This is a genomic window from Pantoea sp. OVA07A, assembly GCF_019969975.1.
In the GTDB taxonomy this organism is placed as follows: domain Bacteria; phylum Pseudomonadota; class Gammaproteobacteria; order Enterobacterales; family Enterobacteriaceae; genus Pantoea; species Pantoea agglomerans.
On sequence record NZ_JAHXYM010000004.1, the window covers coordinates 433,964 to 446,050 of the forward strand.

The window sequence follows — 12,087 nt, forward strand, 5'->3', positions numbered from 1 at the left end:
GGATTGCGCAGGCCGCTGCAGGTCACAGCGGCCAGATTCAGATTTGGATGAGCGTGTTCTGGTACTTATCCAGCATCATAGCCAGTCGTTTTACCGGTTCCGTTACGCTGGCGGGAGCCTCGTAATGGGCCAGTTTTTCCTGATAGACATCCAGCTCTTTCAGCAGACGTTCAAAGTAGTAACGCCGCTTGTCATCGCTGCTGGCGGAGATCACCCGGTCAGCGGTGTAACGCAACTGCCGGTGATAAGCAGAAAGATCGGCATTCACCGGCACTTCTGCGTCGCGTAACCGCTGATGACCGATGATCAGCGTCAGGGCGATGCGATATTTGTTGATATCGCCCGGAAACAGGTTCAGCAGCAGAAACAGTTGCTGATAGAGCGCTGGCAGATGGTTTTCACGCCGGCGCGCCTGATTGGTCGTCATGGCAGAGACAGCCGCATACATAAAGCGGTTCAGCAGCTTGCGGCCGGTGCGCGCTTTTGATTTATCACGAATCAGCAGGATCACCATCATCGCCACGAAGCAGCCGATGACCTGGCCCAGAACGTTATCGAGAAAGACGTTAATGTGGAATTCCATCGGATTATCCAGCACCAGAACGTTAAGGGTGCCAATCAATGCCCCCAGCGTGCCGAGCTGACGCCGCTGAATGAAGATACCACCGATAAAACCGAGCAGGCCGATTGCGATGCAGAGCAGCAGTGCGCTCTGCTGCGTCGCCGGGAGAACATACATAAAGTAGAGCGCGCCCAGCGGAACCGCGACCGTCATGCCGTAGAGAAAGTCCTTTGCCATCATCAGCGGGTTGGGCATGCGCATCGCCAGCGCGGTGATGACAGCCAGCATGACCATGCAGCCACTGCCAGAGGTCCAGCCGGTATAGAGCCAGAACAGCGAACCCAGCGCGGTCGCCACAAAGGTACGGATACCATTGATCATCGCATGATGCGTTTCAGCGGAACGCGCCTGGATCACCACTTCGCGCTGCAGAATCTCCTCTTCCAGCGAGGTGATCCGGCTATTACTTTTGATCCCTTTCAGCAGCAGCAGATATTCGGTAGCAGTGCCTACCCAGCTGGCCAGCGTGACCGGCGTTGATTTGCCGCTGGCACCAATCACCCGCCGCATCACTTTCATCCGCTTATGCACCTCTTCAACGGTCGAGGCTGGTTTTTCAACCATCAGACGATACTGGGGCGGAATGTAATCAGGACGGGAATTCTGGATCAGAAAGGTTTCGGCTGCCTGTGTAATCAGCGTCAGTGACAGCGTATTGAGCATCTGCAAACGGCGATTGCTGTTCTTCCAGCGTGAGGACTCCATCATCAGCTGGCTGCGCATACTGTTCAATGCCGTGGTGCGCCTTACCAGCGCGCTCCAGGCTTTATCGACCTCTTCTTTATCACCGTGAGCGACGCAGAGTTGCAGCAGGTTATAGTGTGCCACCAGCAGCGAATCGACCTCAGCGTCGATCACTTTTTTAATCGAACGGGGTGAGAAAATCATGTCGGCCAGAATGGCGCACAGGATGCCGAGTACGATTTCACTGCAGCGCTCTACCGCATATTGTGGCACCAGCGTCAGACCGCCGCTGGCATTAGCCGTCACCACAATAATCAGCGCGGTGTAGCCCGCCAGTCCGAGCGCGTAAGAGTTTTCTACCTTGATCAGCGAAGAGAGCCAGACGCAGAGTCCTGCCCAGATGCAGCACAGCAGCAGCATCACGACCGGTGCACGCACGGTGGCGATCATGATGGTCAGCGCGGCGACACAGCCAATAAATGTCCCGATAATACGCAAAACGCCGCGATAGCGCAGCGCCCCTGAATAGGGGTCACCCCCGGCCGCAAACGCGGTGCCGCCAGCCACGATACCGGCGGTCATCACCGCCCAGCGCGGCGTTTCAAGGTTAAAGTGAAAACCCACCATCAGCGCTAACACCAGCGCAAAGGTGAGCTTTACCGGGAACCGCAGGAACTCGATCATATCGCCCTCTTAACCAAACTCACGCAGGCGATTAAACAGTCGGACCATCGGTGAAACCTGTTCAGGCTGACGATCGGCCTGACCGGTGATCACCACTGTCGCTGTCGTGCCCGCCGGGAAGCGATTGCCGGGCTGCTGATCAAGCCGGATGCGCACCGGCACACGCTGCGCCAGACGGACCCACTCCAGATTGGAATCTACTGTGGCCATGCCTTTGCTGTCGACCGAGCTGCTGCTATTGGTGACGCCAGCCGCCACACTGTCTACGGTGCCACGCAACACGATGTTGCTGCCAAGTGGGGTGACTTCCGCGCGGAAGCCCTTCTCCACGCCGTGCAGTTTGGTCTCTTCCAGGTAAGCCAGCACATAGAAGGAGTGCTGCTGAACCAGCGCCACGGCAACCGAACCACGGGTAATAAACTCACCCTGGTAGACATTCAGGTTGGTGACCCAGCCATCGGATGGCGCTTTCACCGTGGTGCGCTCAAGGTCAATCTTCGCCAGATCGCGTGTCGCCACCGATTTCGCCAGCTGGTGCTCGCTGGTTTGCAGATCGTTATTGGATTGCTCGATAGCCTCGCGCGACATGGCGGAGGTGCCCAGCTGGTTACGGCGCCCGGCTTCGCGACGTTTCTCACTGACCAGTGCCTGGTAATATTCAACATCCGCCTGCGCCTGATCGAGCGCTTTTTGATAGCGCGGCCGGTCAACCACAAACAGCGTATCGCCCTTCTTCACCAGCTGGTTGTCGTGCACCGGAACCTCGGTAATCAGGCCGGTGACGTCAGGGGAGATCGCCACCACGTCAGCGGCGAAACGCGCATCACGGGTCCAGGGCGATTCGGTATAGAAGACCCAGGCACGGAAAATAATGACCACTGCGATGATGACCAGCAGGATAGTAATCGCGTAGCGCGCGATTTTTCTTATGAGTGCTTTCACTTAAACCTCAGACTAATAAACGGGAGACAAGGTAAAACACACAGCAGTAAAGCGCTGTATTAAAAAGTGCCGGATGCCAGACAAGATCGTAGATACCGCTCGGCGTAAGCACGCGTTTCACTAACCAGAACAGCATCAGTGAAATAATAAGTTCGATGAAAATGGGCGGAAAAGAGAGCCCAAACATGACAAATACCGGAAGCACACTCATCACAAATCCTTAGTTCGACCTTGCCGGGATACTCATGCCTCTTCAGATGTCGCAGGAAAACCCTCTGGAAGCGTTATCCGAACCGCAGCTGGCTTAATAATAGCGTATCATCGAAGGGTATCAGGCAATGAAGAATCACCGGGAAATACCCCGGCGCGCTTATAATAACGCGCCTGACTATAAGTTTTCTACAGAATGTGATCTAAATCACTTTTAAGCCAGAGTAAATAATGGAACGACTTAAAGGCATGTCTGTCTTCGCTAAAGTGGTCGAACTGGGTTCGTTTACCGCTGCGGCGCGTCAGCTTCATCTGAGCGTCTCATCAATCAGCCAGATCGTCGCGAAACTGGAAGATGCATTGCAGGTGAAACTGCTGAATCGCAGTACCCGCAGTATCGGGCTGACCGAAGCGGGCAAAATCTATTATCAGGGCTGTCGCCGTATGCTGGCCGAAGCGACGCAGGTGCATGAACAGCTTTACGCTTTTAACAATACGCCCATTGGCGTACTGCGAATTGGCAGCTCCTCTACCATGGCGCAGAACGTGTTAGCCGGCATGACCAGCGATATGCTGCGGGAATATCCGGGGCTGAGTGTGAATCTGGTCACCGGCGTTCCCGCCCCGGACCTGATCGCGGATGGTCTGGATCTGGTGATTCGCGTGGGAGCGTTAAAAGATTCCAGCTTGTTTTCGCGTCGCCTGGGTGCGATGCCGATGGTGGTGTGCGCCGCAAAAAGCTATCTGGCGCAGCATGGTACGCCGGAGAAGCCGGGTGATATCGATAATTTTTCCTGGCTGGAATATAGCGTACGGCCCGATAACAATTTCGAACTGATTGCGCCGGAAGGATTAGTGACACGCCTGGCACCGCAGGGACGTTTTGTGACCAATGATTCCCTGACGCTGATTCGCTGGCTGAAGTCGGGCAATGGCATCGCCTATGTGCCGATGATGTGGGTGATTAATGAGATCACCGCAGGCGAGATCGATATTCTGTTTCCGCAGTATCAGTCCGATCCGCGCCCGGTCTACGCGCTCTATACCGAGAAGGATAAGTTACCGCTTAAGGTGCAGGTCTGTATCGATTATCTGACCGGCTATTTTGAACAGGTGGCTGAACAGTATCAGCAGCACCGTAAAAGCTAACAATAGATTGTTGACAACATCTGTCCCGACCAGCTGTAAGACCCAGCCAGCGAAGGGAACACGGTCAGATCGGAAAGACGCAAAATCCGTCATCCCTGACACGCTCGGCCCGCGCCATCCGTGGCGCGGGACGCTTTCCTCCTCTGCCCGTGTTCCCTGCGCTTTCAGCTATTGCATTGCTGCCAGGTTCATCCGGCTATGGATTTGTCAGCATTCTGACAACCCGCCAGGCGGCGGGTTGTTGGGGTCACATCAGGCGGTGCCGCCGATGGTCAGTTTATCCAGCTTCAGGGTCGGCTGACCGACACCGACCGGCAGGCTCTGTCCCTCTTTACCACAGACGCCGACGCCTTTATCCAGCGCCAGGTCATTACCCACCATCGAGATCTGCTGCATCGCTTCGATGCCGGAACCAATCAGCGTTGCGCCTTTAACCGGTTTGGTGATTTTGCCGTTCTCAATCAGATAAGCCTCTGAGGTTGAGAAGACAAATTTGCCGGAGGTGATATCCACCTGACCGCCACCAAAGTTCGGCGCATAGAGGCCATACTCAACGCTTTCAATAATATCCTGCGGCGATGACTTGCCAGCCAGCATATAGGTGTTGGTCATGCGCGGCATCGGCAGATGCGCGTAGGATTCACGACGTCCATTACCGGTAGGGCTAACCCCCATCAGTCGCGCATTCAGCTTGTCCTGCATGTAGCCTTTCAGCACACCATTCTCAATCAGCATGTTGTACTGACCGGGAACGCCCTCATCATCTACTGCCAGTGAACCGCGCAGCCCTTCAAGGGTGCCGTCATCCACCACGGTACAGAGGTCAGACGCAACCTGCTGACCAATTTTACCGCTGAACACCGAGGTGCCACGGCGATTGAAGTCGCCTTCCAGACCGTGACCGACCGCTTCATGCAGCAGCACGCCCGGCCAGCCCGCACCCAGTACCACTGGCAACGCACCAGCAGGTGCGGCCACGGCGGAGAGATTCACCAGCGCCATACGCACTGCTTCACGCGCCCAGGCGTCAGCGCGGACTTCGCCATCTTCATCTGCCAGGAAAAACGCATAACCGGTACGCGCACCGCCGCCGCTTGCGCCGCGTTCACGTTTGCCCTGATCTTCCACCTGGACACTAATAGAGAGGCGAACCAGCGGACGGACATCTGCCGCCAGCGTGCCGTCAGTCGCGGCTACCAATACCTGCTCGTAAACGCCGGTCAGGCTGGCATTGACTTCCTGCACGCGCGGATCAGCAGCACGAGCCACTTTATCAACGCGATGCAGCAGGGCAATTTTGTCTTCACGTGTCAGGCTGCTCAGCGGATCGATAGCCTGATAGAGCGAACGGTTCATCACGGCAGAAAGCGTGTGTGCCTTGCCATTTCCCTGTTCGCGTACGATGCTGCGTGCGGCTTCAGAGGAGAGACGCAGTGCATTCAGCGTGATCTGGTCTGCATAGGCGAAGCCGGTTTTCTCCCCGCTGACCGCACGCACGCCCACACCCTGATCGATATGGTAGGAGCCATCTTTAATGATTTTGTCTTCCAGCACCCAGGATTCGTGAAAGCTGGACTGAAAATAGAGATCGGCATAATCCAGACGACGTTCTGAAAGCTGCCCTAACAGGGAAAATAGGTCCTGCTGATTAATGCCGTTAGCAGTCAGTAACTGCTCACTTACCAGGTTCAGAGTCATCGTTTCTCACTCATTATGTGCTCAGATAATCATAGCCTGCGGTAATTCCGGTACGGCGTCAAATTCACTTGTTGTCAGTCTCACGCGGTTTACGCAGCACTTCATTGATTTCTGGTTTATCCAGCGGGCCACTGATGTGATAACGCAGCAGCGATATCTTGTTCCACAGGGGTCCCAGAACTTTACTGGCGGCAAACACCGCCGCGCCAATCACCGGATTGATGGCAAAAGCTGTCGCCACACCAACCGAGGCGGATATTTCCGGCGCAACCACCGCTTCCATGTCGATCTGACGCTTCACCAGGTCGAGATTACCCTGCATCGCGATGTCCGCTTCCAGGCCATCTACCAGCAGATTATCGGTGCGCATCATGCCGTTTTCGATCCAGGCGGTGCCGTTAATCGAGTCGAAGTAGAAAGAATTGGTGAAGGTGTCGCTGAAGTCGAAGCGCAGCTTGCGCAGTAGCGCATCAAAGCTCACCAGCCGCAGAATTTTCCCGGCGGCACCGGTATTCACATCGGCGATCTGGCCTTTGCCAAAGTGGGTCTTCAGGGTGCCGCTCAGCGTCTCTGCCGAGGGCTGCCAGGGGGCAGAGCGCCAGTGCAGGTCATACGCAATATCAAATGGCGCATCGCGCAGCGGCGTGTTGACCCCAAACCAGTTGGTCGCATTATTAATATTCGGGCCTTTCAGCGTGCCCTTCAGCGAAGTGCGCTGGTCGTCCGGGCGGTTAACCCATTCCCCGTTGATTTTCAGCTGTGAGCTGCCAGTATCCACTTTTCCGTTAGTAAGCGCTAACGTATCTCCGCGGGGTTGCAACATCGCGGAGACCTGACCATATTTCTGACCCAGCACCCAGCACTCTTTACAGCGCAACTGTAAAGCGGGCCACTGGCTGAAGTTAATGTTCGTGGCTTTTTGAGGTGGCGCTTTGCCGCCTTTGCCTTCACCTTTATCCCACTGCGGATTGTAGTAAAGGTAATCCAGGTTCACCTGCCACGGTGCTTTCGGTGCCATTGCCAGCGCACCACGCAGCTCTTTAGCCCTGACGCCGACCTGGCCCTTGCCGCCCGCAGTCTGAGCCAGTGTCGCTTCAACCTCATGCCATTGCTGCCCGGCCAGGGTGACGGCCGGGCTACGAAGCGTGATATTGCCGGGCAGCGTGACGCCACCCGTTTTGAGGCCGCCGCCTGACTCGCTGCCCCCGGATGCTCCCCCTGCGGCCATCATCGCCACCCAGGCCTCGCCATCCAGCGCGGGCAGGTTCAGTACCATGCCGGGATGATCGGGCAGAGCAGGTGTTTTCTGCGCATCATTCAGCCAGATGCCACGATCGACGCGCAGCGTCGGCTCCAGCAACCAGCGGCTGTTAAAGCGATGGTTTGCATCGACGCTGCCACTGAGATCGAAATGGTGCAGGTCGCCACTGGCCTTGATTGCGACTGGCATCGCCTCACCGGCTTTCTTATCGAGCGGTGCAGGTAAGTGACTACTTACTTCTTTTGCATTACCGTTCAGCGTCACGTCATAACGCGCCCCGCCATGATGGGGCAGCGTAATATTGACGTCGCCCTGCCATGGCAGATTTCCGCCCAGCTGCTTGCTGACAGCTGCAGGAAGCTGGCTGATTTTAGCGGGCTGCCAGTCGCCCTGAAGTTTGACGTTCACGCCAAAGTCGTCCGGATTCTCTTTAGTGCTGAAACGCACGCCCATCGGCTGACCAAACCAGTTCGCACGCAGATCCTCACTGGCCAGATTGCCGTTGTCGTAACGGAAGCGCCCGGAGAGATTGTTAATGGTGGTTTTTAACGGTTTGATAAACAGCGAATTATTGTTCAGGTCCACATTGCCACGGGCGTGAACCTGCTCACCATCCAGCGGGATATCCAGATTCAGGTGGCCGCCGACGCGGCCTTTGATTTCCAGCTGTTCCAGCGCGGTACCCAGTGAAGGTTTCAGCGGAGTCTGCCCGAAATAGTCCGCGATCTGCTGGCCTTCACCACTGATATCACCCTCAATGATCAGTTTTTCTTTCAGGTAGTCGGGGATGACCGCAGTGACGTTGCGCGCGTCCACCTCGCCCAGTTTCGCCACCGGCGCTTTCATCCAGAGACCGTCATTCAGGAAGTTAAGGTCGATATCGAGATTGCTTAACGCTGGCCATTTGGGCTGAAACGCATAAGTTGCCTGGCGAAGCGGCACCCAGACCTGGAACATGCCATCATTATGCTTGAACGGGAACAGCGCCGGATTACCGGCAAACAGCAGTGTGGCGTTGTCCACCTTGCCACCCTTCACTGCCCCACTCAGATAGTGCGTCAGGCTGTTACCCAACAGCGGTACCGGGAAGTAGCGCCAGGCATCGCCCGCATCGGTAAGCCGGATACCGGCCAGAATATCCAGACGAGGCTCACCGCCGCTATTCTGCTGGTAGCTGAAGTCGCCGCGCGCCCAGAGCGAGCGTGCCTCCAGGTCAAGATTTTCGCCCGCCAGCGTGAGGCCATGATCATCATTCAGCCAGCGCAGCGCACCGGTCACCCGCTTAATCTCTAACGGAGCCTGGAACATGTCGCCATAGGGAACGGTCGCCGCCCCCATATCCACACTGACCTGACCATTGCTCAGGCTGCCGCGCGCTTCACCGCTTAAATGGCTGATGCCCGGCAACAGTTTCCAGTGCTGCCAGCTGAAATCACGCCACTTCACCTGTACGCGGGTTTTTTCAGGCTGCTGTAACGGAATATCCAGCGCCAGGCCATCGATGGTGCCCTGTGGCTGCAGCGTCTGCCAGTTTTCAAACAGTGCCGGAGAGAGCGGCGCAAACAGCGGAACGATCGGCGCAATATGACTCAGCACCAGCTGTGTGGCGCGAACGCGCACTTCCGGCTGACCATCCGGTCCCAGCATCTGCTTATCTTCAGGACGCCATAACAGAGAGAAGTGACCGGCGGGCCAGGCGTGGCCGTCGGTGCTGAGCCGGGTTTGTGGCACATTGACCACCCAGCCATTCTGGAAACGTGACAGATGCGCGGTCAGTCCATCGACCTCAATGCGGTGTCGTCCGGTCTCGCCCTGCCAGCTGGCTCCGCCCTTGCGCAGCAGCAGATCACCGGCGTAGATGTCGCCATCGCGCAGGTTAACCCAGGCCGCCAGGCTAAATCGGGCGCTATCCAGCCGGGTATTGTCACGCACCCAACGGCCCAGCCACGGGCGCATATCGACGTCGTCGGCCTGCATCCAGATGCGGCCATCATTGAGTAAACCGTTGCTGTCGTTAAGATCAAGCCGCACCTGGACCACGCCGTGCTGGCCGGTGAAGCTCGACAGGCTGACTTCGCCTTCGGCCCGGTGGCGGTTATCTTCATTGACCCAGGTGAGTCGCGGGATCGCCAGCTCAGCATGCTGACCAGAAGGGGTGCGGAAACGGATGGTGCTGTCACGCAGGTCAAAGTGGTCAAACTGACGCAGGAAGAGTTCGTTTATCTGCGCCGGACGGAAGCTGTTTTTCTCTTTGTCGTTATCCAGCAGCGGGCGATTAGTATCGAGGTGCAACTGCCAGAAGGTCAGATCGCGAAACTGCCACCGCCAGTGCAGCAGGGACTGCCAGACGTCGAGAGCCAGATTGATGCGTTTGATAGTGAGTTTGCCGTTCTCATGCAGATCGACGCTAAGATCGCGAACCTGCAGGGTTGGGCCAAAATTCTCCCATTTACCCTGTAACTGGCTGGCGTTGACCGGCACGCCGCTGCTGTCGGAGATGTATTGCAGAAGGTTGCTGCGATAGCTGTCGAGATGCGGCATCACCAGACGCAATCCGCTGACCAGCAGCGCGACAATCACGATGATTGCCGCGACCAGCAGTAACAAAATCCTCGGCAACTGCCTCACTCACGCCTCTCCTTGTGTTCCGTAAACGACGGATAGTTGGTTCTCATACCCGACCGTCTCCCGATAAAAGCGTTAAAACGCGCATTTTATCTCAAACAAGGGCGATTTTTCAGCCCGATATCCGAAGAAACCGGTGACCGGGCTGGCGTTACATCATCACCACGTCGAACTGCTCCTGAGTGTAGAGCGCTTCGACATGAACTTTAACCTGCTTGCCGACAAAGATTTCGACTTCAGCCAGTGCATGAGACTCGTCGGTTTTTAACGCCTCACCCACCGTCGGTGAAACATAGACCAGAAAGCGGTCAGAATCATAAGCGTGATGAACCCGGACAATCTCCCGCATGATTTCATAGCAGACCGTTTCAACGGTTTTCAGCGTGCCGCGCCCTTTGCAGACCGGGCAGTCCTGACACAAAACGTGCTCAATGCTTTCGCGGGTACGCTTACGCGTCATCTCCACCAGACCCAGCGCCGAGAAACCATTAATACCGGTTTTAACCCGATCTTTACTGAGCGCGCTTTCCAGCGAATGCAATACCCGGCGGCGATGGTCTTCGTTGCTCATATCGATGAAGTCGATAATGATGATGCCACCAAGATTACGCAGTCGCAGCTGACGTGCGATCGCCTGAGTGGCTTCAACATTGGTATTAAAGATCGTCTCATCAAGGTTACGATGGCCGACAAACGCACCGGTGTTGATATCGATGGTGGTCATCGCTTCGGTCTGATCGATAATCAGATATCCGCCTGACTTTAGTTCAACTTTTCGATCCAGCGAGCGCTGAATCTCATTTTCGACGTCAAACAGGTCGAAAATAGGCTGTTTACCGTTGTAGAGCTCCAGCTTACCGGCCATTTCCGGGATATATTCACCGGTAAATTCCACCAGCATATCGCAGGTCAGGCGGGAGTCGACCCGGATGCGATCCAGCGCCGCGCCCGCAAAATCACGCAGAATACGCTGGGCCAGAGCCAGCTCACCGTAGAGCAGGCAGCGGGTCTGATTGCGCTTTTTACGCTCGCTGACTTTGGTCCAGAGTCGTTTGAGAAAAGCCGCGTCCTGCGCCAGCTCCTCTTCCCCGATGCCTTCTGCGGCGGTACGGATAATAAAGCCGCCCAGATCGTCGCAGTAGTCAGCCACGACCGCTTTAAGCCGATCGCGCTCTTTCTCGCTCTCAATACGCTGAGAGACACCCACATGCGATGCGCCTGGCATAAAGACCAGGTAACGCGAAGGCAGAGTGATGTCAGTGGTCAGCCGGGCACCTTTGGTGCCAAGCGGATCTTTGACGACCTGAACCACCAGATCCTGTCCCTGCCGCACCAGCTCGGCGATATCCCGCACGATAAAGTTTTTCTTTTCGTCGCCCGCCACACATTCAGTATGCGGCATGATATCTGAGGCATGCAGAAAGGCCGCTTTCTCCAGACCGATATCAACAAAAGCGGCCTGCATGCCGGGCAGAACACGGCTTACACGGCCTTTATAAATATTGCCAACGATGCCGCGCCGCGCCTCACGCTCAATGTGAATTTCCTGCAGTATGCCGCCGTCAATATAGGCAACACGTGTTTCAGAAGGCGTGACGTTTACCAGTAATTCAGCCGTCATGTTGACCCCTTACGGCACGCAGTGACTCGAAATGGCTGATCAACTCCCCTGTCTCAACCAAGGGTAATCCGACCACTGCATGGTAGCTTCCATTAATTTTGCGGACAAAGTTTCCTCCCCTGCCCTGAATACCGTATGCACCCGCTTTATCCATTGGCTCGCCGGTCGCGATATAGTCGTCGATGTCGGTGGCGGTTAAGGTGCGGAATGTCACATCAGTGATTACGACGCAATCCAGCGCCTGCTGACTGTCGGCCAGCGCTACCGCCGTCATCACCTGATGCGTATGACCAGAGAGTTTGCACAGCATCGCGCGGGCATCAGCGGCATCGCGCGGCTTTTCCAGCACTTCGCCATTCAGCACCACAATCGTATCCGCGCCCAGCACCGGCAGATCCTGCGCGGCCAGTTTGACACCCGCCTGCGCTTTATCATTGGCCAGACGGCGGACATAGATCTCCGCCGCTTCGTTCGGCTGGCGCTGCTCTTCAACGTCAGTCACGATGCGCTCGAATGTTAGCCCAAGTTGAGTTAACAGCTCACGACGACGCGGTGAACCGGAAGCAAGATAGAGGGTTACCATAAATTTCC

8 protein-coding genes are annotated in these 12,087 nt (G+C 56.2%); 1 reads left to right on the forward strand and 7 read right to left on the reverse strand.

Going from position 1 to position 12,087, the window contains the following annotated elements; translation table 11 throughout:
* Window positions 1-37: 37 nt before the first annotated feature.
* Genes aaeB through aaeX form a run of 3 tightly spaced genes read right to left on the reverse strand, consistent with a single transcriptional unit; the run spans window position 38 to window position 3,143 of the window.
* The gene (gene aaeB / locus LC417_RS15780; protein WP_223566127.1) at window positions 38-1,990 is read right to left on the reverse strand and encodes a p-hydroxybenzoic acid efflux pump subunit AaeB; all 1,953 of its coding nucleotides are present in this window, start codon (window positions 1,988-1,990) and stop codon (window positions 38-40) included.
* A 9-nt stretch (window positions 1,991-1,999) separates the two neighbouring features.
* Window positions 2,000-2,932 carry a p-hydroxybenzoic acid efflux pump subunit AaeA gene (gene aaeA / locus LC417_RS15785; RefSeq protein WP_010256061.1) on the reverse strand — a complete coding sequence of 311 codons (933 nt, stop codon included), beginning with the start codon at window positions 2,930-2,932 and terminating at the stop codon, window positions 2,000-2,002.
* A 7-nt stretch (window positions 2,933-2,939) separates the two neighbouring features.
* Window positions 2,940-3,143 carry a p-hydroxybenzoic acid efflux pump operon protein AaeX gene (gene aaeX, locus LC417_RS15790; protein ID WP_010256058.1) on the reverse strand — a complete coding sequence of 68 codons (204 nt, stop codon included), beginning with the start codon at window positions 3,141-3,143 and terminating at the stop codon, window positions 2,940-2,942.
* Between the two features lie 230 nt (window positions 3,144-3,373).
* On the opposite strand from aaeX, the gene aaeR reads away from it, so the two are divergent.
* The gene (aaeR, locus tag LC417_RS15795) at window positions 3,374-4,291 is read left to right on the forward strand and encodes an HTH-type transcriptional activator AaeR (protein WP_163799506.1); all 918 of its coding nucleotides are present in this window, start codon (window positions 3,374-3,376) and stop codon (window positions 4,289-4,291) included.
* 252 nt (window positions 4,292-4,543) lie between these two features.
* Here the strand turns inward: aaeR and tldD are convergent, their stop codons facing one another.
* The 4 genes from tldD to LC417_RS15815 form a co-directional block, all read right to left on the reverse strand.
* Window positions 4,544-5,989, reverse strand: a complete 1,446-nt coding sequence (gene tldD, locus LC417_RS15800; protein WP_010699816.1) for a metalloprotease TldD — start codon at window positions 5,987-5,989, stop codon at window positions 4,544-4,546.
* Window positions 5,990-6,053: 64 nt separating this feature from the next.
* The gene (gene yhdP, locus LC417_RS15805; RefSeq protein WP_223566128.1) at window positions 6,054-9,878 is read right to left on the reverse strand and encodes an AsmA2 domain-containing protein YhdP; all 3,825 of its coding nucleotides are present in this window, start codon (window positions 9,876-9,878) and stop codon (window positions 6,054-6,056) included.
* Window positions 9,879-10,026: 148 nt separating this feature from the next.
* The gene (gene rng, locus LC417_RS15810) at window positions 10,027-11,496 is read right to left on the reverse strand and encodes a ribonuclease G (RefSeq protein ID WP_003855268.1); all 1,470 of its coding nucleotides are present in this window, start codon (window positions 11,494-11,496) and stop codon (window positions 10,027-10,029) included.
* Entirely contained in the window at window positions 11,486-12,079 is a 594-nt protein-coding gene (locus LC417_RS15815) for a nucleoside triphosphate pyrophosphatase (RefSeq protein WP_010699818.1), read from the reverse strand. The genes rng and LC417_RS15815 overlap by 11 nt, the downstream gene beginning before the upstream one ends.
* Window positions 12,080-12,087: the final 8 nt, after the last annotated feature.